Annotated in this window: 20 protein-coding genes; 10 read left to right on the top strand and 10 right to left on the bottom strand. The window is 71.3% G+C overall.

All coding sequences use genetic code 11. From position 1 onward, the window contains the following. Positions 1-20: 20 nt before the first annotated feature. From hflX to C468_RS14545, 3 genes are all read right to left on the bottom strand, one after another. Positions 21-1,358, bottom strand: a complete 1,338-nt coding sequence (gene hflX / locus C468_RS14555; protein ID WP_008849665.1) for a GTPase HflX — start codon at positions 1,356-1,358, stop codon at positions 21-23. A gap of 22 nt (positions 1,359-1,380) precedes the next feature. Further along, entirely contained in the window at positions 1,381-1,695 is a 315-nt protein-coding gene (locus C468_RS14550) for a DUF2209 family protein (protein ID WP_049912261.1), read from the bottom strand. A 317-nt stretch (positions 1,696-2,012) separates the two neighbouring features. Beyond that, positions 2,013-3,251: a mandelate racemase/muconate lactonizing enzyme family protein gene (locus C468_RS14545; RefSeq protein ID WP_008849663.1), complete on the bottom strand. Its 1,239-nt coding sequence runs from the start codon at positions 3,249-3,251 to the stop codon at positions 2,013-2,015. A gap of 161 nt (positions 3,252-3,412) precedes the next feature. On the opposite strand from C468_RS14545, the gene C468_RS14540 reads away from it, so the two are divergent. Further along, positions 3,413-3,880, top strand: a complete 468-nt coding sequence (locus tag C468_RS14540; RefSeq protein ID WP_008849662.1) for a TRAM domain-containing protein — start codon at positions 3,413-3,415, stop codon at positions 3,878-3,880. 37 nt (positions 3,881-3,917) lie between these two features. Here C468_RS14540 and C468_RS14535 read toward each other — a convergent pair whose 3' ends face one another. Further along, a complete protein-coding gene (locus C468_RS14535) occupies positions 3,918-5,027 on the bottom strand; it encodes a geranylgeranyl reductase family protein (RefSeq protein WP_008849661.1) in 1,110 nt (369 codons plus the stop codon). Between the two features lie 94 nt (positions 5,028-5,121). Next, a complete protein-coding gene (locus tag C468_RS14530; RefSeq protein ID WP_008849660.1) occupies positions 5,122-7,344 on the bottom strand; it encodes a thioredoxin domain-containing protein in 2,223 nt (740 codons plus the stop codon). A 130-nt stretch (positions 7,345-7,474) separates the two neighbouring features. On the opposite strand from C468_RS14530, the gene purD reads away from it, so the two are divergent. Both purD and C468_RS14520 read left to right on the top strand, forming a co-directional pair. Further along, entirely contained in the window at positions 7,475-8,848 is a 1,374-nt protein-coding gene (purD, locus tag C468_RS14525; RefSeq protein WP_008849659.1) for a phosphoribosylamine--glycine ligase, read from the top strand. A gap of 183 nt (positions 8,849-9,031) precedes the next feature. Beyond that, positions 9,032-9,541, top strand: a complete 510-nt coding sequence (locus C468_RS14520) for an acyltransferase (protein WP_049912260.1) — start codon at positions 9,032-9,034, stop codon at positions 9,539-9,541. A 38-nt stretch (positions 9,542-9,579) separates the two neighbouring features. Here C468_RS14520 and C468_RS14515 read toward each other — a convergent pair whose 3' ends face one another. Next, entirely contained in the window at positions 9,580-9,951 is a 372-nt protein-coding gene (locus C468_RS14515; protein WP_008849657.1) for a DUF5798 family protein, read from the bottom strand. A 134-nt stretch (positions 9,952-10,085) separates the two neighbouring features. Here C468_RS14515 and surE point away from each other — a divergent pair, with 134 nt between their 5' ends. Further along, a complete protein-coding gene (gene surE / locus C468_RS14510; RefSeq protein WP_049912256.1) occupies positions 10,086-10,895 on the top strand; it encodes a 5'/3'-nucleotidase SurE in 810 nt (269 codons plus the stop codon). Positions 10,896-10,911: 16 nt separating this feature from the next. Here surE and C468_RS14505 read toward each other — a convergent pair whose 3' ends face one another. Next, positions 10,912-11,586: a nucleotide exchange factor GrpE gene (locus C468_RS14505; RefSeq protein WP_049912255.1), complete on the bottom strand. Its 675-nt coding sequence runs from the start codon at positions 11,584-11,586 to the stop codon at positions 10,912-10,914. A gap of 211 nt (positions 11,587-11,797) precedes the next feature. On the opposite strand from C468_RS14505, the gene C468_RS14500 reads away from it, so the two are divergent. Together C468_RS14500 and menD are read left to right on the top strand one after the other, a co-directional pair. Next, positions 11,798-12,766 carry a DUF1028 domain-containing protein gene (locus C468_RS14500; RefSeq protein ID WP_008849654.1) on the top strand — a complete coding sequence of 323 codons (969 nt, stop codon included), beginning with the start codon at positions 11,798-11,800 and terminating at the stop codon, positions 12,764-12,766. A 60-nt stretch (positions 12,767-12,826) separates the two neighbouring features. Further along, on the top strand, positions 12,827-14,680 hold the full coding sequence (gene menD, locus C468_RS14495) for a 2-succinyl-5-enolpyruvyl-6-hydroxy-3-cyclohexene-1-carboxylic-acid synthase (RefSeq protein WP_008849653.1): 1,854 nt from the start codon (positions 12,827-12,829) through the stop codon (positions 14,678-14,680). An 11-nt stretch (positions 14,681-14,691) separates the two neighbouring features. Here menD and C468_RS14490 read toward each other — a convergent pair whose 3' ends face one another. Continuing rightward, positions 14,692-15,075, bottom strand: coding sequence for a BsuPI-related putative proteinase inhibitor (locus tag C468_RS14490; protein ID WP_008849652.1), 384 nt, complete (start codon positions 15,073-15,075; stop codon positions 14,692-14,694). A gap of 110 nt (positions 15,076-15,185) precedes the next feature. On the opposite strand from C468_RS14490, the gene C468_RS14485 reads away from it, so the two are divergent. After that, the gene (locus tag C468_RS14485) at positions 15,186-15,938 is read left to right on the top strand and encodes a DUF2797 domain-containing protein (RefSeq protein ID WP_008849651.1); all 753 of its coding nucleotides are present in this window, start codon (positions 15,186-15,188) and stop codon (positions 15,936-15,938) included. Positions 15,939-15,968: 30 nt separating this feature from the next. On the opposite strand, the gene C468_RS14480 is transcribed toward C468_RS14485, so the two are convergent. Next, positions 15,969-16,310 (bottom strand): ASCH domain-containing protein, encoded by a 342-nt coding sequence (locus C468_RS14480; protein ID WP_049912254.1) that lies wholly within the window; start codon positions 16,308-16,310, stop codon positions 15,969-15,971. Between the two features lie 188 nt (positions 16,311-16,498). Between C468_RS14480 and pyrB the strand changes: the two genes are divergently transcribed. The 3 genes from pyrB to C468_RS14465 all read left to right on the top strand — a co-directional run bounded on the left by pyrB (position 16,499) and on the right by C468_RS14465 (position 19,015). Beyond that, positions 16,499-17,440 carry an aspartate carbamoyltransferase gene (gene pyrB, locus C468_RS14475; protein WP_008849649.1) on the top strand — a complete coding sequence of 314 codons (942 nt, stop codon included), beginning with the start codon at positions 16,499-16,501 and terminating at the stop codon, positions 17,438-17,440. Next, positions 17,437-17,895: an aspartate carbamoyltransferase regulatory subunit gene (gene pyrI, locus C468_RS14470; RefSeq protein WP_008849648.1), complete on the top strand. Its 459-nt coding sequence runs from the start codon at positions 17,437-17,439 to the stop codon at positions 17,893-17,895. The genes pyrB and pyrI overlap by 4 nt, the downstream gene beginning before the upstream one ends. 259 nt (positions 17,896-18,154) lie before the next feature. After that, positions 18,155-19,015, top strand: coding sequence for a hypothetical protein (locus C468_RS14465; protein ID WP_008849647.1), 861 nt, complete (start codon positions 18,155-18,157; stop codon positions 19,013-19,015). Positions 19,016-19,352: 337 nt separating this feature from the next. Here the strand turns inward: C468_RS14465 and C468_RS14460 are convergent. Beyond that, a partial coding sequence (locus C468_RS14460) for a beta-eliminating lyase-related protein (RefSeq protein WP_008849646.1) occupies positions 19,353-19,723 on the bottom strand: 371 nt, incomplete at its 5' end.

The raw sequence follows: 19,723 nt of genomic DNA, 5'->3' as shown, positions 1-19,723 counted from the left end.
GCGGGCGCGAGCCCGGACGCCTACGTCGACTCGGCGGGCGCGAGCCCGGACGCTTTCGACCGAGCGCGCGCGACGATCGACGGCTTCGCCTCGAAGTCGAGCGTGACCTGGTCGTCCGCGTACGTCTCCTCCTCGACGTGACCGTGGTCGTGGACCCACGAGACGAGGCTCATCGCGTCGTCGGAGAGGGGGAGGACGAGCCGCTCGCGCTCCCAGTCCGGGAGCTCGTCCTCGACGCGGTCGCGGAGCTCCGCCACGCCCGCGCCCGTCTTCGCCGAGACGGCGACGGGGTTCGGCGCGACCCCCGAGAGCGCGGCGCGCTTGTCCGCTAGCACGCCGGGCGCCAGCCGGTCGACCTTGTTGAACACGGTGACGATCGGCGCCTCGTTGCGCTCGTAGAGGGTGTCGTGGCTCGTGACGAGCTTCTCGCGCATCTCCGCGACCGGCTCGCTGGCGTCGACGACGAGCAGCACGAGGTCGGCGCGGTACACGGAGTCGAGCGTGGACTCGAACGACTCCACGAGCCAGTGCGGGAGGTCCGCGATGAACCCGACCGTGTCGGTGAGCAGGACGTCGCGCTTCTCCATCTCGGCCCGGCGGGTGGTGGTGCCCAGCGTGGTGAACAGCATGTCCTGCGACTCGGCGGTCGTGTCGAGGTCGGGGTGGCGCTCGGCGTTCTCGTCGACGTCGATCTCGGCCGCCAGCCGGCGCATCAGCGTCGATTTGCCGGCGTTCGTGTAGCCCGCGAGCGCGACCAGGTCGAACCCGGAGTCGCGGCGCTGCTCGCGGCGCGCCTCCTCCTTCGCCGCGATCGACTCCAGCTCGTCGCGGATCTCGGAGATCTGGCGTTTGATGTCCCGCTCGACGCTCTCGTCGTACTCGCCGAGCCCCATGAACCCCGGGCGCTCGTCGCGCTTCGCGAGGCTCGCCTTCGCCTCGGCGCGCGGGAGCTCGTACCGCAGCTCCGCCAGCTCGACCTGCAGCTGGGCCTTCCGGGTGTTGGCGCGCTGGCCGAATATCTCGAGGATGAGCGTGAACCGGTCGATCACCTCGACGCCCTCGGGGAGCTCGCCCCCGATGTTGAACGTCTGGTACGGCCCCACGTCGTTGTCGATGATCACGGCGGTGGCGTCGCTCCGGCGGACCAGATCGCGGAGCTCCGCCACCTTCCCCTTCCCGAACATGAACGCGGCGTCCTCGGTGCGGGTCTGGGTGAGCTCGCCGACCACGTCGTAGCCCGCGGCGGCCGCGAGCTGGGTGATCTCCGTCAGGTCCGCCGATCCGGACTCGACGCGCTTGGCGACGACCGCGCGCCGCTCGGCGGTGTCGGTGGCCACCCCCTCGGCGCTCCTGGTCATGTCGCCCCCTCGGTGTTCCCGGTCATAACAGGAGGTCCCGGGCGGCGTACGCGGCGTGATGTGCTGCCTGCACTGTTTCGCGTTCCCCTATGCTCTCGACGTATTTAAACTCGGGTCGGAAGTGCAGCCCCACCCGCGCCGCGGGCTCCTCGTAGAACTCGCCGCCCTCCGCGACGATCGGTCCCGCGGGCGGCTCCGGGAGGTTCCCGACCGCCTCGGCCGTGAGCGCGACGGTCGCCTCGAGCGTCGGGCCCTCCCGCGCGGCGGCGAAGCCCACTCCCTCGACCGTCCGGATCCGCGCCGAGTCGATCCGGGCGTGGACAGCGGCCGCGACCATCAGGTACTCGCCCGCCTCCTCGTGGCGGCCGCTGATGTCGACGCCGACGACCTCAGGGGCGGGCGCCNGGTTCGACCGCAACGCGACCCCGGTCCCGCGGCTGTCGTGTCCATAGCTCCGGGTAGACCGCCCGCCGGATTGAACGTTTCCGTGGTCGGCAGGCGGTCGTATTTAAAAAGAACCGCGGTGTCGGCGACGGCCGTTTATAAATAAAGCGCGAGACGGCGTTCGACGAAGCTGCGCTCGTCTATCGAGCTCGATCCGGCGTAGGCCGGATCGAACTGCGAAAATCGGAGATTTTTGCGCTTGATTTCGGCTTACGCCTCGTCAAACAACGTCTCGCCCTCGACCATGTGCTCCTCCACGGCGTCCATGTCGAGCGTGAGGCCGATACCGGGATCCTCCGGCACCTCGATGTAGCCGTCCTCGATGACGTCCTCCTCGACGAGGTCCTCCCACCAGCCGAGCTCGTAGGAGTGGTACTCGATCGCGAGCGAGTTCGGGATCGAGGCGCCGACGTGCGTCGCCGCCATCGTCGCGATCGGGGAGGCGACGTTGTGCATCGCCACCGGGACGTAGTACTGGTTCGCCACGTCCGCGATCTTGCGGGTCTCGCGCATCCCGCCGACCTTCGGGAGGTCGGGCGCGACGATGTCGACCGCCTGGTTCTCGATGAGGCGGCGCAGCTCGGTGACGCGGTAGCGGTTCTCGCCGACTGCGATCGGCGTGACCGTGTTCTTCGTCACCTCCTCCTGGACCTCGAGGTTCTCCGGCGGGACGGGGTCTTCGAGCCACCACACGTCGTACTCCTCGATGGCGTCCGCGAGGCGCTTCGCGGAGCCGCCCGAGAACGTCCAGTGGCAGTCGAAGGCGACGTCGGCCTTGTCCTTCACGCGCTCGGTGACCGTCTCGACGATCTCCGCCTTGTGGCGGATCTCGCCGGGGCGCAGGTGACGGTTCGCGCGGTCCTTCTCGAAGCCGCTCGGCACGTCGAGGTCGAACTTCAGGGCGTCGTAGCCGAGCTCGTCGACGACGCGCTCCGCCTCGTCGGCGCACGCCTCGGGGTCCGCCTCCTCCTCGGTGTGGCAGTCGCAGTAGACGCGCATCTCGTCGCGGTACTTCCCGCCGAGCAGCTGATAGGCGGGCACGTCGAGGATCTTCCCGGCGACGTCGTGGAGCGCCACCTCGATCCCGGAGATCGCGGTGACGGTGACGCCCTCGACGGAGCCCTCGCCCGACATCTTCTGGATGAGGTGCTCGTACAGCCGGTCGATGTCGAGCGGGTTCTCGCCGATCACGAACGGCTTCATGCGCTCGATCAGCTCCGGCACGCCGGCGCCCCAGTACGCCTCGCCCGTGCCGACGACGCCGGCGTCGGTGTACACGCGGACCAGCGTCCACGGGAAGTTCCCGTCGACCATCGTCGTCTGCACGTCCGTGATCTCGACGTCGCGGCCGCCGCCGCGCGCGCCCGTCGTCCCCATCGTCTCGGCGGAGAGCTCTCGCATCGTGTACTCCGCGTTCGGGTCGTGGAGCGACTCGTAGTTCCGGCTCATGCCCTCCGATTAATTCGGAACAGGGTAAATGTTTATGTTCACCCGGCGGAGGAGGTCGCGACGGCGCCCCCGCCGTAGCCATGGTTCCTTGCACCAGCAGAACAGCCATCGTCCCCTGCGCGAATAGGGAGTTTTTCATTCGCGTACCCAAAAGGAGAGTCATGGTCGAACTCACGGATTCACTGAAGTGTCTCTTTACCGGGACTATCGAGGAGCGCGGCGACGAGGCCGTCGTCAGGATCCCCGCCACGGAGATCGAACACGGCACGATCGAGGCTGGCGCGTCGTACCGCGTGGCGCTTATCAAACGCGAGGCGGACGGCGACGGCGCAGCCGCCGCCACAGACGGCAACGCGAACCGCGCGGTCGCCGGCGACGGCGCCGGCGGTGGCCCCACGTCGACGACGACACGCTCGAGGGGCGACGCCGACGGGTCCGGCCCGCCGGTCTCCGAGGGCGACGTCCGAGAGGTGACGATCGAGACGCTCGGCGACAAAGGCGACGGGATCGCGAAGATCGAGCGCGGGTACGTCGTCATCGTCCCGGACTCCCAGCCGGGCGACGAGCCGACCGTCGAGATCACGAGCGTCCGCCAGAACGTCTCGTTCGCGGAAGTAGTCGAGGAGTAGCCGTCGAGGAGTAGCCCACGAGACGCACCGGCGACCGCTACCGCGGCGCGTCGTCGGGATCGCTCCGCGAGAACAGCTTCCTGAGGTGCCCCGGGGAGAAGAAGGAGCTCGGTCGGTCCATGTGGACCCCGATCTCGCCCGACAGCGCCCACAGCCCGGCCCGCTGGACCGGCTCCGGGAGGGAGTAACACCGACGGATAGCCGAGCCGAGCCGGATCTCGGTGCCGATCGCGTCGCGCCACCCCGACTCGTAGTCGGCGAGCGTCGCCGGCTCCGTCGGGTCGATCACGTCGGCCGCCACGTCGGCCGCCGTCATCCCGTAGAGGATTCCGCCACCGGTGAACGGCTTTGTCTGCGCGGCCGCGTCCCCGATGAGGAACGCCCGATCGCTCGTCACGCGGTCCGGCGGGCCGACGGGGATCGCCCCCGAACAGAAGTGGTCCGTCGTCACGTCGTACGTGTCGGTGAGCCGGTCGAACATCGCGGACACGTCGTCGCTCGGCGGCGCGGCGAGCCCGTACTCCACGCCGGCGTCACCGCGGGGGATCCGCCACGCGAAGAACGTCGGCGCGGTGAGGTGGACGTCGACCAGGTCGCCCGCGTCGGGCGCGTCGTCGAACGCGAGCACGCCGTGGAGTAGCTCGTCCGGCTCCGGGAGCCCGAGCGAGCGGCGGACGCGCGACGTGGGGCCGTCGCAGCCCGCGACCATCCGCGCCTCGACGTCCTCCACGTCGCCCCCGGGCGTTCGGACCTCGACGACGACCCGATCCGGGCGGTCGTCGACGCCGACGACCGTGTGGTCTTCCCGCACGTCGGCGCCGGCGTCTCGCGCGCAGTCGGCGAGGGTGCGGTCGAGCCCGACGCGGTCGATCACGTTCGAGACGGGCTCGGACTTATAAAACGGGTACGCCTTCGACTCCGGGCCGCCGACGCGGAAGCGCGCGCCGTAAACCCGGTTCTGGAGGAGGTCGTCGCGAGCGTCGTCCGGGACGTACTCCCACACGTCGTCGGAGACGTGTCCGGAGCAGGCCAGCGGGGTCCCGACCGACCCCTTCTCGAAGACGACGACATCGCGGCCGGCGGCGGCGGCGCGCCGGGCGAACCGCGACCCCGGAGGCCCCGCGCCTACGACGACGAAATCGTGCATGCACGGAGCGTGGTGACGGGGACATATAATTACGACGCGGCTTACTCGAGGCGAGCGGGCGAGGCGGGGACGGAATCGGTCGGGAGCGTCGTCGCTACTCCGGCGAGTCCCGCGCCGCCAGCCACTCCAACGCCGCGTCGATGTCGGTCTCCGGCGGCGAGCACGTCCGCCCCTCGCAGACGTAGGCGGTCGGCTCGCCGTCGACGGCGTCGCGGTCGGCCCAGATCGGCGGGGCTTCGTCCATGCCGAGCCGGTCGAGCCACGCCGCGAGCCCGTCTTCGGTCGGCGGGCGCGGGGCGACGAGCGCGCCCGGCAGGTACCGCTCCGCCAGCGTCTCCCGCCACGCGTCGGGCACCGCGTCGGCGGCGACGGTCACTTCTATCCCCCCGGACGCGACGCGGTCGGCGGCGCGCACCAGCGAGACGTGCTCCAGCGGGCTCGCGCGGATCCGGTCCGCGTGGGTCGTCACGACTCGTTCCGCGACGTCGGCGAACTCGCGGTCGGTCCGGAAGCCGTCGAGGAGCGCGAGCGTCTCCGCCGCCACGCCGAGGCTCGACGGGGTCGACCGGTCGGTGAACTCCTGCGGCCGGGCGAAGAGGGTGTCGTCGCCTTGTTCAGTCTCCTCGTCCGGGTCGCGGGTGAAGTAGATCGTCCCGTCGTCGGCGTCGTAGAAGTCGGAGACGACCGTCTCGGCCAGGTCGAGCGCGAACCCGAGCGCCGCCGGGTCGCCCGTGGCCGAGTAGGCGTCGAGCGCGCCGCGCGCGAGGAACGCGTGGTCGTCGAGGTAGCCCGGCCCGCGCACGTCGCCGTCGAGCCAGCGCCGCGCGAGGCCACCCGTCTCCTCGTCGTACAGGCGCTCGCGGCAGAACGCGAGCGCGTCGCTCGCGATGTCGGCGTACGGCTTGCCGAGGACCTGCCCGGCGGCGGCGAACGCCGAGATCGCCCGGCCGTTCCACGACGCGAGCACCTTCTCGTCGCGGGCGGGGCGCGGCCGCGACTCGCGCGCCTCGAACAGCGCGACGCGGGCCGCCGTCAGCGCCTCTCGGACGTCCGCCGTCGACATGTCGCGCTGGTCGGCGAGCTCCGGGACTGAGGCCGCGATCGTCGGGACCGTGGTGCCGCGCTCGAAGTTCCCGCCGGACGCTATCCCGTACCGCTCCTTCGCGAGCGACGCCGCGGGCTCGTCGAGCGCCGCGTCGACCTCTCCGGGCGTCCAGACGTAGAAGGCGCCCTCCACGTCGGCGACGTCCTCGGCGGCGTCGCTCCCGTCGGAGCCCGCGTTTCCGCGCCTGCTCTCCGGCGGTCGGCTCCGGGCGTCGAGCGTGCTGAAGAACCCTCCGTCGTCGTGCCGGAGCTCGCGGTCGATAAAGCCGAGCGTCTCGCTCGCGACGCGGGCGTACGAGGCGTCGCCCGTGAGTCGGTGGGCGTCGAGGTACGCCATCGGGAGCTCCGCGTTGTCGTACAGCATCTTCTCGAAGTGCGGCACCGTCCACTGCCGGTCCACCGCATACCGGTGGAACCCCCCGCCGATCTGGTCGTACATCCCGCCGCGGGCCATCCCGTCGAGCGTGCCCGTCGCGGCGGTGAGGGCGGCGTCGCGGCCGGTCCGCGCGTACGCCCGCATGAGCACGTCGATCCGGCCGGGCATCGGGAACTTCGCGCCGCCGCTCCCGAAGCCGCCGTACTCGTCGTCGTACCCGCGGACCGCGGCGGCCGCGGCCTCGTCGAGGAGGTTGGGACCGGGCGCCTCGGAGCCGCCCGCGTCGCCGGCGAGGCTCGGATCCGGCACGGACTCCAGCTCGTCGCGGGCGCTCGTCGTCCACTGGTCGGCGCGGCGCTCCATCTCCTCGCGTTGCTCCGGGTCCGCCCACGAGTCGGCGATCCGCTCGCAGAGGTCGCGGAACCCCGGCTGGTTCCGGCGCGGCTCGGGCGGGAAGTAGGTCCCCACGTAGAACGGCTCGCCCTCCGGCGTACACCACGCGGAGAGGGGCCACCCGCCCCCGCCGGTGACGAGCTGCGAGACGGTCATGAAGGTGCTGTCGACGTCGGGGCGCTCCTCGCGGTCGACCTTCACGGGGACGAACTCATCGTTGAGCACCGCGGCGATCGACTCGTCCTCGAAGCTCTCCTCGGCCATCACGTGACACCAGTGACACGAGGAGTAGCCGATCGAGACGAACACCGGCACGTCGTGCTCCCGGGCGCGCTCGAACGCCTCCTCGCCCCACGGCTGCCAGTTGACGGGGTTGTCGGCGTGCTGCTGGAGGTACGGGCTCGCCTCCCCGTCGAGACGGTTCCGCTCGGTCGGCTGTGACATACGCCCGATTCGGCCCGGCGCGGCAAAAACCCGTCACACGAGCGTCGCCGCGGGGATATAACCACGAACGTGGATATCCGAGCGCAGATAGAGAGTAAAGTTTACACTACCGTGTTGTTATCGGTCGCACATGACGGAGACCGTACTTCTGGTGGGGGGCGGCGGACGCGAGCACGCGATCGCCCGCGCCGTCGCCGACGACTGCGCGCTGTACGCCTGCGCGAGCAACCGCAACCCGGGGATTCGCCGGCTCGCCGACGGGTTCGAGACGATCGACGAGACCGACGCCGAGGCGGTCGCCGACTACGCGACGACGGTCGGCGCGGATCTCGCGGTGATCGGTCCGGAGTCCGCGCTCGCGGCGGGCGTCGCCGACGCGCTCGACGAGGCCGGCGTGTACGCGTTCGGCCCGCGGGCCGAGGAGGCCCGGCTGGAGACGGACAAGGCGTACCAGCGCGAGTTCATGGACGACAACGCGATCCCCGGCTGTCCGGACTACGCGGTGTTCGACGACGTCGAGGCCGCCTGCGACCACATCGACGCGTACGACGGCGACCTCGCGGTGAAGCCGGCCGGGCTCACCGGCGGCAAGGGCGTGAAGGTGATCGGCGATCAGGTGACCGCCGAGGAGGCGAAGGCGTACCTCCGAGACTCCGACTACGACCGCGTCGTGTTGGAGGAGCGGCTCGTCGGCGAGGAGTTCACCGTGCAGGCGTTTGTCGCGAACGGCGAGCTCCGCGCGACGCCCGCGGTGCAGGACCACAAGCGCGCCTACGAGGGCGACGAGGGACCGAACACCGGCGGCATGGGCTCGTACACCGCCACCGGGCGCTCGCTCCCGTTCATGGCCGAGGGCGACTACGACGACGCCGTCGACGTGCTGGAGGCGGTCGTCGACGCGCTGCCCGACTACAAGGGCGTCCTCTACGGCCAGTTCATGCTCACCGACGCGGGCCCGAAGGTGGTCGAGTTCAACGCGCGCTTCGGCGACCCGGAGGCGATGAACACGCTCCCGGTCCTGGAAACCCCCTTCCTCGACGTGCTCACGGCCGCCCGCGACGGAAGCAGCGAGGCGCAACGCGCCTCTAGCAGCGAGGGACAGAGTCCCTCGGGCAACCGGGCTTCGCCCGGTGACAGCCGGACGCAGTCCGGCGACGACCTCCCCGAGCTCGCCTTCTCCGGGGAGGCGACCGTCTGTAAGTACGCCGTGCCGGACGGGTACCCGACCGACCCCGACGCGGGCGCGAAGATCGCGGTCGACGAGGAGAGCGTCGGCGACGCGCTCCTGTACTACGCCAGCGTCGACGAGCGCGACGACGGGCTGTACACCACCACCTCCCGCTCGTTCGCGGTCGTCGGCCGCGGCGACTCGATCGCCGCCGCGGAGGCCCAGGCCGAAGCCGCGCTCGCCGCCGCGGGCGACCGGGTCCGCATCCGCCACGACATCGGCACGGCCGACCTCGTCGAGCGCCGCATCGACCACATGGCCGAGCTCCGCGAGTAGCGGGCGCCGGCAGCGACCCTTTTACCGGAGCCGTCCGAAGGCACGCTCGTGACTCACGAGGACGACCGGTCCGGCGCCGCGGGTACCGACTCCGCGGGGGCTGACACCGCGGAAGCCGACAGCGCGGAAGCCGACGCTGCGGATACCGACGCCGCGGAGGCCGACGGCTCCCGCGGCGACAGGCTGGAACGCCACCCCACCGGCGGGGTGCGGAACTCGCTCTGGTCGTGGCCCGACGCGAAGTCGCCGCTCGCGGTCGTCCGCAACTACGTCGTGATCGTGCTCGCGCGAATCTGCCCGAGCCTCCGGCTGAAGAACTGGCTGTTGCGTCGGATCGGCGTGACCGTCGGCGCCGGCGTCTCGTGGGGGTTGGAGTCGACACCGGACGTGTTCTGGCCCGAGCGGATCACGGTCGGGAACGACGCCATCATCGGCTACGACGCCACGCTGCTCTGTCACGAGTTCCTCCAGAACGAGTACCGCCTCGGCGACGTGGTCGTCGGGGACCGTGCGATGGTCGGCGCGGGGACGATCGTCCTCCCCGGCGTCACGATCGGCGAGGACGCCCGCGTCGCCGCCAACTCGCTCGTCGCCGAGGACGTGCCGCCCGGGACGACGGTCGCCGGGGTCCCGGCGGAGGTCGTCTCGCGGGCAGGCGAACAGGGTGGAGACCCGAACGAGGCCGACGACTGACCGGAGCGAGCCGACGGCTGACCGGAGCGGTTCGGCTCTTATTTGTCGTCGTCCCCGGATTCGTCGTCGGGGGACTCGTCGGCGTCGGGTCCGGCGTCACCGTGTTCAGCGTCGCCCTGTTCGTCGCCGCCGTCCTCGCCTCTCTTCGTCGCGGCCACCTCCTCGGCGTCGGTGATGTGCGCCTCGGTGCTCACGCTCTCGAGGTCGACGCCCACTTCGGTCGCGACCGCGTCGAGGACGGCCCGCTGTTCGGCCATCTCGTTCTCCAGCGCCTGCACCCGGTCGGAGGTCTCGACGACGGTCGACTGCGTCTCCTCGACCTCGGTACGGAGCTCGTTGATCTTCTGGTACGTGCGCTCCGCCTTGTCGGCGAGCGTCTGGATCTTCTTCGCCGTGTCCCCGAATCCCATACCGGTCGATCGAATCCGAGGTACGTGGGCCTTTCCGTTCGGCGCGGCGGGTCCGCGAGCTTCCCGTCGGTCGACCGCTCGCCGCTCCGCGCCCGCGACGGTGGACTTTTGTCCGAACCGCCCGAAGGATGTACATGAGCGTCGAACGCGTCCTGTTAACGAACGACGACGGGATCGACGCCGTCGGTCTCAGAGCCCTCTACGACGAACTCACCGACGACTATGACGTGGTGGCGGTCGCCCCGACAGGGGACCGGTCGTCGGCCGGCCGCGCCCTCTCCGAGGGCGTCGATATCGCGGAGCACGAGCTCGGCTACGCCGTCGACGGCACGCCGGTCGACTGCGTCGTCGCGGGGCTCGACGCCTTGGTCCCGGACGCCGACGTCGTGGTCGCGGGCTGTAACAAGGGGGCGAACCTCGGCGCGTACACGCTCGGGCGGTCCGGAACCGTCTCCGCCGCGGTCGAGGCGGCGTTCTTCGACGTGCCCGCCGTGGCGGCCTCCATGTACGTCCCCGGCGGGGACGACTGGTGGAAGCGGGAGCTGGAGCCGGCGGAGTTCGCGAACGCGACCCGCGCGACCCGGTACCTCGTCGCGGAGGCGACCGCGTCGGGCGCGTTCGACCGCGTCGACTACCTCAACGTCAACGCCCCGGTCGCTGACGGCGAGCGCGATTCCCCGGCGCCGATGCGCGTCACGTCCCCCTCGCCGTGGTACGGGATGGAGGCGGCACACGACGGAAACGGCCGCGTGCGCTTCTCGGACCCGATCTGGGGGAAAATGAACGACGGCGACGTCCCGGACTCGGTCGGCACCGACCGCCGGGCGGTCGTCGACGGGGAGGTGTCCGTCTCGCCGCTGTCGGTGCCGCACACGGCCGAGCCGGACGCGGGGTTCGACGAGCTGGCGGCGGCGTACGGTCGCGCGACGGAGAACGTCCGGTAGCTGACCGCCCTCGGCGCTACTCGTCGCCGGCGCTGACGGTGACCTTCGCTTCGCTCACCACGCGGTCGCCCATCTCGTAGCCGGGCTCGTACACCTCGTGGACCGTCCCCTCGGGCTGGTCGCTCTCGACGCGCAGCATCACCTGATGGCGTGCCGGATCGACTTCCTCGCCGGGATCGGGGGCGATGGGCTCGACGCCCTCGTCGGCGAGCACATCGTCGAACTTCTCCAGCGTCGACTCGACGCCCGGACGGAGGTCGCTCCCTTCCTCCTGATCGAGCGCGCGCAGCAGGTCGTTCCGCACCGGCGTGATGCGCTCGACGAGCGCCTCGGAGGCGCGCTCGCGGATCTCGTCTTGCTTGCGCTTGGCGCGCTGCTTGTAGTTGCTGAAGTCGGCCTTCACCCGGGCGAGCTTGCTCGTCAGCTCCTCGACCTCCTCCTCGGCCTCGAGGAGCTCCGCTCGCGTCTCCGCGAGGTCCGCCTCCAGGGCCGCGACCTCCCGAGCGAGGGCCTCGTCGTGCTCGGCGACGGCGGCGGCCAGCGCCTCGTCGCGGGCGTCGCCGCTCGCCTCGCCCGACTCGTCGCTCGGTTCCTCGGCGGCCGCCTCGGCCGTGCCGTTCGCGCTCGCCGCGTCGGCCGCGGCGTCGTCGGGGGACTCGACCTCGACGTCGACGGCGTCGTCGTCGCTCATGTCCGATCGAAGTCGGTCGGCGTGCATAAGCGTTGCAGAACGGGACCGAGTCGCGGGGTGGGACCGAGTCGCGGGGTGGGACCGAGTCGCAGGGCGGGACCGAGTCGCAGGGCGGGACCGCCTTCGCGAGCGGCGGCGCGGGATCCGCGCGTGGCGCGGACGCCGGCGCCAGCCCGGATTTATACGTGTCCCGGCCGACCGATCGATCCGCATGCCAGTCCGCCCCTCGACCTTCTCGATCGTCGCGCGCGACCCGGAGACCGACGCCGTCGGCGTCGCGGTCCAGTCGAAGTTCGTCGGCGTCGGCGCCGTCGTCCCGTTCGCGAGTGCCGACGCCGGCGCGGTCGCCACGCAGAGCTACGCGAACGTCGCCTACGGCCCGGACGGGCTCGACCTGTTGCGCGAGGGGCACGACGCCGCCGATGTCGTCGAGCGACTCACCGAGGGCGACGACGAGGCGCCCTCGCGACAGGTCGGCGTCGTCGGCGCGGACGGCTCGGTGGCCGCGTTCACCGGCGAGGAGTGCCACGACCACGCCGGCGACCTGCAGGGCGAGCAGTACACCGTGCAGGGGAACATCCTGGAGAACGCCGAGACGCTCACCGCGATGGCCGAGGCGTTCGAGGGGGCCGACGGCGGGCTCCCCGAGCGGCTGATCGCGGCGCTCCACGCCGGCAACGAGGCCGGCGGCGACAAGCGCGGCGAACAGGCCGCGGCGCTGTACGTCGCCAAGCCCGAGGGGGGCTACGACGGGCGCAACGACCGGTGGGTCGACGTGCGCGTCGACGACCACGAGGCCCCGATCGACGAGCTCGAGCGGGTGTTCAAGCTGTACGACGTGACCCTGCTGGAGCGCGAGGCGCCCGAGGACACCCGGGAGCTGACCGGCGAGACCGCCGCGGCGGTGTCGGCCGCGCTCGCGGACCTCGGGTTTCTCGACGAGGAGGCCGGCGACGAGGCCACTGGCGACGAGGCCGCTGCTAGCGACGGCCCCGCGTCGTTCGGCGAGGCCGAGCGCGACGCCTTAGAGACGTTCCGCGGGATGAACAACTTCGAGAACCACCCGGCCCCCGTGCTCGAGGACGCGCTCGCTCGCGGGTGGGCCGACGCCGAGGGCGAGGGCGAAGACCGACTCGTCGACGCGGTGTGGCACGGGCTCTCGCGGCTCGAGCGAGTGTAGCCGAACCCCGCCGCGTCCGACCCGCGGGTGTATTTAAATCGCGACCCCCAAGCGGTCGTAATGACCGCGCCGAACCGGAACACGCTGTGGGCGCGCGCCCTCGTCGACGAGCTCGTCGCCGCGGGCGTCGACGCCGTCGTGGCATCGCCCGGAAGCCGCTCGACGCCGCTGACGGTGGCCGCCGCGCGCAACGACGACCTGCGAGTCTTCTCCCAACTGGACGAGCGCTCGGCCGCCTACTTCGCGCTGGGGCGCGCGCGCCGGACCGGGGAGGTGACGCCGCTGATCTGCACCTCCGGCACCGCCGCCGCCAACTACCACCCCGCCGTGATGGAGGCGAGCGAGGCCCGCGTCCCCCTGCTCGCGCTCACGGCCGACCGTCCCCCGGAGCTGCGCGACTCCGGCGCGAACCAGACCGCGGACCAGGAGAAGCTGTACGGCGACGCCGTCCGCTTTTATAAGGACCTGCCCGAACCCGCGGCGAACGACCGCGCCCTCCGGTCACTCCGGACCACCGTCGCCCGCGCCTTGGGGGCCGCCGAGGGCGCCGACCCCGGGCCGGTCCACCTCAACGTTCCCTTCAAGAAGCCGCTGGAGCCGACCCGAGTCCCCGACGACGTGCCCCCCGACCTCGATCCGACCGCCGAGCGCGGCCGCGACGGCCCCTACGTCGAGGTGACGCCCGGGTCGCCCGAGCCGGGCGACGACGAACTGCGGCTGCTCGCCAACGCGCTGTCGACGGCCGACCGCGGGCTGATCGTCGCCGGCCCCGCGGACCCGCCCGGGCTCGACGCCGAGGCCGTCACCGCGCTGTCGCACGCGACGGGGTTCCCGGTCCTCGCCGACCCGCTCTCCGGCGTCCGGTTCGGCGGTCACACCCGCGTCGCGCCCGTGATCGGCGCCTACGACGCGTACCTCTCGGCGGCGGTTGCCGGTGAGTCCCATCGCTGGACCGACCCCGATGTCGTCCTCCGCCTCGGCGCGTCGCCCACCTCCAAGCGCCTCCGGAAGTACCTCGCCGGCACCGGCGCCGACCAGTACCAGGTCGACCCCGCCGGGCGCTGGCGCGAGGCGGAGTTCGCGGCGACCGGCCTCGTCGTCGCCGAGCCGAGCCGCCTCTGCGCCCGCCTCTCTCGGCTCGTCGCCGGGGGCGGCGGCGACGGCGACTGGCGCGCGCAGTGGGAGGAGGCCGACCGCGTCGCGCGTGAGATTCACGGTCGAGAGGGCGAAGCGGAGGTCTCGGCCGACGACGCCGACCCCCTCCCCTTCCACGAGGGCGACGCGCTCCGGGTCGTCGCCGAGGCGCTCCCCGACCCCGCGACGCTGTTCGTCTCCAACTCGATGCCCGTCCGCGACCTCGACCGCTTCGTCGGCCCGACGACCACGAGCGTCACCGCGCTCGGTAACCGCGGCGTCTCCGGCATCGACGGGGTCGTCTCCAGCGCGCTCGGCGCCGGCTCCGCGACGACCGACGACCTCACGCTCGTCGTCGGCGACCTGGCGCTGTACCACGACGGCAACGGCCTGCTCGCGCTCGACCGCTGCGACGTGGACGCGACGGTCGTGCTGATCAACAACGACGGCGGCGGCATCTTCCACAAGCTCCCGATCGAGTCGTTCGAGCCGGAGTTCACGGAGGCGTTCAAAACGCCGCACGGCATCGAGTTCGAGCCGCTGGCCGACCTCCACGGGTTGGCGTACGCCCGGATCGACGCGCGACCGGACGCCGCGGACTCCGCCGCGGGCGTCGCCGACGACCTCGCCGAGGCGTACACGAGGGCTCGCGACGCGGACGGGTCGCACCTGATCGAGGTGCGGACGGACGCCGAGCCGAGCCACCGGACCCGCGAGCGCCTCGAAGCGGCGGTCGAGCGCGCGGTCCACGGTGAGCCCGTCGGCAACGACTCGGAATAACCGGACGCGGCTCAGTCGACCGCGGCGGTCGCCGTCGCGCTCAGGTCGCGCCCCTCTGCGGTCACCTCGCCGACGATCCGGTACCGCCCCGGCGGCGGGTCCCCCCACGTCGCCTTGTAGGTGGTAGAATCGCCCGGCTCCAGCGTCTCGCTGCCGAGCACCTGGGTGAACAGCCGGTCGGTGCCGTACCGCCAGACGGGGTCGGCCTCGCCGCCCTCCTCGTCAGCTCCGCCCTCACCGTCGATTCGATAGGCCGCGAAGTCGGCGCGCTGACCGGTCCTGAACCGCAGGGTCTCGGGCGATTCTCCGGCGTTGCGGACCGTCAGCGCGAGGCCGATCCCGGCGACATTGCCGGCATCGGCGTCGTCGGTCATCGAGAGCGCGACGTCGAGCATGCGAACGTCTCGCTCGGCCGTCGGCTTAAAAACACGTGGCGGTGGGCGTGCCCGCTCCCGCCCGTTCCGCTGACGACGCGCCTAAGTCGCCGCTTCCCCTACGGGACCGCGTGCAGGTCGTCGGCTACGAGTCGGGCGAAGGGCTCTCCGTCGCCAGCGGCGGCGCGGTCGAGTTCGTCGAGGCGACCCCGGGCACGGAGCTCGCCTTCGGGCTCGGCGACCGCCGCTGTGCGGGGACGGTCCACGACGGCGACCACGTCGCCTGCGACGCCGCCGACGCCCCCTACTGCGACGCGCACCGGCACGTCTGGGTCTGCGCTCGCTGTACGGGGACGTGTCTGAAAGACGAGATGGACTGCCACGAGGAGCACGCGGTGTACCTCGCGGCGTTCGCGCCCGACGTGTTGAAGGTGGGTGTCACGCGCCTGTGGCGGCTGGAGACTCGGCTCCGCGAGCAGGGCGCCGACCGCGCGGCCCACATCCGGACGTACCCGGACGGTCGGATCGCGCGGGAGGTCGAGGCCGAACTCGCCGACCGAGACGACCTGGTCGACCGGGTGCGCGTCCCGACGAAGCTCGCGGGGTTCGGCCGCGACGTCGACGCCGAGGCGTGGGAGGCGCTTCTGGAGGGGTTCGACCCGATCGAGCGGTTCGCGTTCGACGACGGCCTCGACCTCGACGACCGCCCGGTCGCGGAGACGATGGCGGCCGGGACGGTCCGCGGCTGGAAGGGCCGCGTGCTCGTGCTCGACCGCGGCGGGTCCACGTACGCGGTCGACGCCAGGGAGCTGGTGGGGTACGAGCTCACCGAGGAGGTGCCGGACCGCGAGCTGCAGTCGAGTCTGGGCGCGTTCGGCGGCTGATGCCGGGCGTGCCGGGCACGCGTGCGTCGCTCACTCCGCCCGCTCGAACCGGTGTCGCACCACGTCGGCGTCGTCGTCCCAGTCGAAGCTCCCGCCGTGCGCGTGGACCATCCGCTCTTTGTACGCCTCCAGCGACGGGGACCCCTCCCGCTTCGCGTCCTCGTCGGTCATGTCGCCGAGGGTTCGCTCCGTCACCTCGGTGAGTTCGAACGTCACGCCGTCGATCTCGAAGGTATCGCCTTCCTCGCCGTACCGGTTCCCGCGGTGGAGCTGGGTCACGTCGCCGTCGAGCGCGCTCTGCTTCACGCGGTCGTTCGGGAGCAGGTCGGCCGGGTCGTTGGCGGCTTCGTCCGCCGAGTCGGTCTCGGACATACCCGTCCGTTGGGCGCGGATCGGTTTATAAGCGCGGGCGGCGGACCGAGCGGACGCGGAGAGTGCTGACGCGCCCCGCGTTCTGCGAATCTCGAAGCCGTCGATCGCGGCGATCGACACGGACGTGAACACCCTCGTCGGCGGCCGAGCCGAGGGATTCAAGATACTGCCGACCCCCTGCTTCGACAATGCGTCAGGACCATCTCATCACCGCGACCCAGCTCTCGCGAGATGACATCGAGGCGGTGCTCGACCGGGCCCGCGAGGTGGACGACGACCCCGCCGCCTACGCGGACCGGCACGCCGGGCGCGTGCTCGCGCTCTGTTTCTTCGAGCCGAGCACGCGCACCCGGATGAGCTTCGACAGCGCGGCCAAACGCCTCGGGATCGACACGATCGGCATGGGCGACGTCGACTCCTCGTCGGTCTCGAAGGGGGAGTCGCTCTCCGACACCGTCCGCGTCATCGAGGGGTACGCGGACGCGTTGGTGCTCCGCCACCCGAGCGAGGGCGCCGCGACGCTCGCCGCCGAGAACGTCTCCGTCCCAGTGGTCAACGCCGGCGACGGCGCCGGTCAACACCCCTCGCAGACGCTCCTCGACCTCCACACGATCCGAGAGAATCACGGCCTCGACGACCTCACTATCGGGATCATGGGTGACCTGAAGTACGGCCGCACCGTGCACTCGCTGGCGGCGGCGCTCACGGAGTTCGACGCCAACCAGCACTTCATCAGCCCGGAGTCGCTGCGACTCCCGCGTTCCGTCCGGTTCGACCTCCACGAGACCGGCGCGCAGATCCGCGAACACGAGGAGCTCGACCCGGTCCTCAACGAGCTCGACGTGCTGTACGTCACCCGGATCCAGAAGGAGCGGTTCCCGGACGAGAACGAGTACCACCGCGTCGCGGGCGAGTATCAGATCGACGCCGAGACGCTCGAGGTCGCCTCGGACGACCTCACCGTGATGCACCCGCTCCCGCGCGTCGACGAGATCGCGCCGGACGTCGACGAGACCGACCACGCGACGTACTTCGAACAGGCGCACAACGGGATCCCGGTGCGGATGGCGCTGCTCGACACCTTGCTGGAGAACGCCGAGGCCGCCGAGGGGGCGGAGGTGGGCCGATGAGCGACCACGAGCTGCGCGTCTCGAAGATCCGCGACGGCACCGTGATCGACCACGTCGAGGGCGGGCAGGCGCTCAACGTGCTCGCGATCCTCGGCATCGACGGCTCCGAGGGGTTCGGCGTCTCGGTGGGGATGAACGTCCCCTCGGACCGACTCGGACGCAAGGACATCGTGAAAGTCGAGGAGCGGGAGCTCTCGCAGTCCGAGGTCGACGTGCTCTCGCTCATCGCGCCCGAGGCGACCATCAACATCGTCCGCGACTTCGAGGTCGTCGAGAAGAACCGGGTGACGCGCCCCGACAGCGTGACCGGCGTGCTCTCGTGTCCGAACCGCAACTGCATCACGAACGCCGGCGAACCGGTCGAGACGCGGTTCGACGTCGTCGCCGACGGCGTCCGCTGCGACTACTGCTCGACGATCCTCCGGGCCGACATCGCCGATCACATCGACGTGTGACGGGGGGCGCCCCGCCCGCGATCGACGAGGGCTCCGGTAGATTTTAGCGCCCGCCGCTCGACGCGTCAGGTATGAGCAAGAAACTGAAGCTCGTCCTGGTCCTGTCGCTGGTCGCACTCGCGTACTTCCTGTTCGCCGGCGACAAGGAGCCGGTGACAGTCGAGTAACGAGCGAGCGCGAGAACCGGACGCGCCGAACCACCACCTCTCCCGCGGGCGGATGCCCGCCGTTTTTACCCGTCAGTCCCGTAGCGGCGTCCATGTACGGGGTCGTCACGCGCAACGCCGACGAGGTCGAGATGGAGCCGTTCGATCTCGGCTTCTACGAGGTCAAAGACGTCACGGGGCGGGCGGCCGCGCCTCTGCCGAACGCCGTGAACATGGTGTCGTGTTTCGGCGACAACGCCGCGGCGAGCGAGGACCCCGACCTCGTCCCGGTCGACGGGCGCGGCGAGCCGGCGACCCGCGACCGCGACTACTTCGACTGGGCGTACATCTGTCCGACCCACCCGGAGTACCGCGAGGGGTTACTGGAGATCATCGAGGACTGCGCCGCCGAGAACGACGACGTGCGCCTCGACGACGTGGGGTTCCCGCGGGAGGGGTTCTGCCGCTGCGACCGCTGCGAGCGGCTGTTCGCCGAGAGCGACAGCGAAGACCGAGTCGATTGGCGCGCGGACGTGATCACCGAGTTCGTCGCCGACGCCGCCGAGCGGGTCCCCGGCCGGGTGTTGCTCACGCTGTACCCCGACCCCTACCCCGGTCACCTGCGGGCGCGGGCCGGGCTCGACCTCGACCGGCTCGCCGAGCACGTCGACGAGTTCGTGGTCCCGCTGTACGACACCGAGTACGCCACGACCTACTGGCTGGAGACCATCGCCCGCGGGTTCCGCTCGCGGCTCGGCGGCGACTACGACGTGCACGGCGCGCCCCCGGAGACGCCGTTCTCGCTGGAGCTGTACGCGGTGGAGGTCGACGTCGACGATCTGATCCACGCCACGGAGGTCGCCGAGACGTACGCGAAGGACGTGTTCTTCGGCTACGACGCCAGCAACGCGGCCGCCGCGCTGCGCCGGAAGGACGCGGACGAGCGCGACGGCGAGGTCCACCGCCCGGACTGACTCGCCGGACGGAGTCACTCCGTCGACCCGGCCGACGCGACCGGAGCCGCGTGAACGAGGGTTTAAATACTCGAGCGGCTGACGTTCACTCGACCGGCCGCCGGTGTGCGACACAACTGGTCGTCTCGCGTTCGCGTGAGGCGGTCACCTTTCAACGTCCGCACCGTAGCGGCGGTCGCCCTACAACCCTGAGCCGTCGGCTCGCCGATCCGCTTTCGATCAGTCGAATGACGGACAGACGGAGATGACTGAATCCCGTTCTCGCCGACGACCCGGACGCGATCGAGTACACCTCCTACGAACTCGTCGCCGGCGGGACCGCGGAGTAGTCCCGAGACTACGCCAGCTCCGCGACCACGTCGCCGATCCGGTCGATCGCGGCGTCGACGTCGTCGACGTCGAGGTCGAGGTGCGTGGTGAACCGCGTCGTGTGCTCGTCGAACTCCACGCAGCCGACGCCCGCGTCCTTGCAGGCCCTCACGAGGTCGGCCGCCGCGATTCCGGCGTCCTCGGTGTGCGCGACGACGATGTTGGTGTCGGGCTCGGGCGCGCGGACCCCGTCGAGCGCGTCGAGGCCGGCCGCGAGCCGCTCTGCGTTGGCGTGGTCGTCGACGAGCCGATCGACGTTCTCCAGCGCGAGGAGGCCCGGCGCGGCGATCATCCCTGCCTGTCGCATCCCGCCGCCGAACAGCTTGCGGACGCGGCGGG

Origin of the sequence: Halorubrum kocurii JCM 14978 (assembly GCF_000337355.1) — an archaeon.
GTDB classification, from domain to species: domain Archaea; phylum Halobacteriota; class Halobacteria; order Halobacteriales; family Haloferacaceae; genus Halorubrum; species Halorubrum kocurii.
The sequence above is the reverse complement of the archived record's forward strand: the minus strand, read 5'-3'. Positions and strand labels throughout refer to the sequence as shown.

Coding starts and splice junctions, on each gene's coding strand:
- hflX (WP_008849665.1), bottom strand. CDS start 1,358: ATGACCAGGAGCGCCGAGGGGGTGGCCACCGACACCGCCGAGCGGCGC.
- C468_RS14550 (WP_049912261.1), bottom strand. CDS start 1,695: ATGGTCGCGGCCGCTGTCCACGCCCGGATCGACTCGGCGCGGATCCGG.
- C468_RS14545 (WP_008849663.1), bottom strand. CDS start 3,251: ATGAGCCGGAACTACGAGTCGCTCCACGACCCGAACGCGGAGTACACG.
- C468_RS14540 (WP_008849662.1), top strand. CDS start 3,413: ATGGTCGAACTCACGGATTCACTGAAGTGTCTCTTTACCGGGACTATC.
- C468_RS14535 (WP_008849661.1), bottom strand. CDS start 5,027: ATGCACGATTTCGTCGTCGTAGGCGCGGGGCCTCCGGGGTCGCGGTTC.
- C468_RS14530 (WP_008849660.1), bottom strand. CDS start 7,344: ATGTCACAGCCGACCGAGCGGAACCGTCTCGACGGGGAGGCGAGCCCG.
- purD (WP_008849659.1), top strand. CDS start 7,475: ATGACGGAGACCGTACTTCTGGTGGGGGGCGGCGGACGCGAGCACGCG.
- C468_RS14515 (WP_008849657.1), bottom strand. CDS start 9,951: ATGGGATTCGGGGACACGGCGAAGAAGATCCAGACGCTCGCCGACAAG.
- surE (WP_049912256.1), top strand. CDS start 10,086: ATGAGCGTCGAACGCGTCCTGTTAACGAACGACGACGGGATCGACGCC.
- C468_RS14505 (WP_049912255.1), bottom strand. CDS start 11,586: ATGAGCGACGACGACGCCGTCGACGTCGAGGTCGAGTCCCCCGACGAC.
- C468_RS14500 (WP_008849654.1), top strand. CDS start 11,798: ATGCCAGTCCGCCCCTCGACCTTCTCGATCGTCGCGCGCGACCCGGAG.
- menD (WP_008849653.1), top strand. CDS start 12,827: ATGACCGCGCCGAACCGGAACACGCTGTGGGCGCGCGCCCTCGTCGAC.
- C468_RS14490 (WP_008849652.1), bottom strand. CDS start 15,075: ATGCTCGACGTCGCGCTCTCGATGACCGACGACGCCGATGCCGGCAAT.
- C468_RS14480 (WP_049912254.1), bottom strand. CDS start 16,310: ATGTCCGAGACCGACTCGGCGGACGAAGCCGCCAACGACCCGGCCGAC.
- pyrB (WP_008849649.1), top strand. CDS start 16,499: ATGCGTCAGGACCATCTCATCACCGCGACCCAGCTCTCGCGAGATGAC.
- pyrI (WP_008849648.1), top strand. CDS start 17,437: ATGAGCGACCACGAGCTGCGCGTCTCGAAGATCCGCGACGGCACCGTG.
- C468_RS14465 (WP_008849647.1), top strand. CDS start 18,155: ATGTACGGGGTCGTCACGCGCAACGCCGACGAGGTCGAGATGGAGCCG.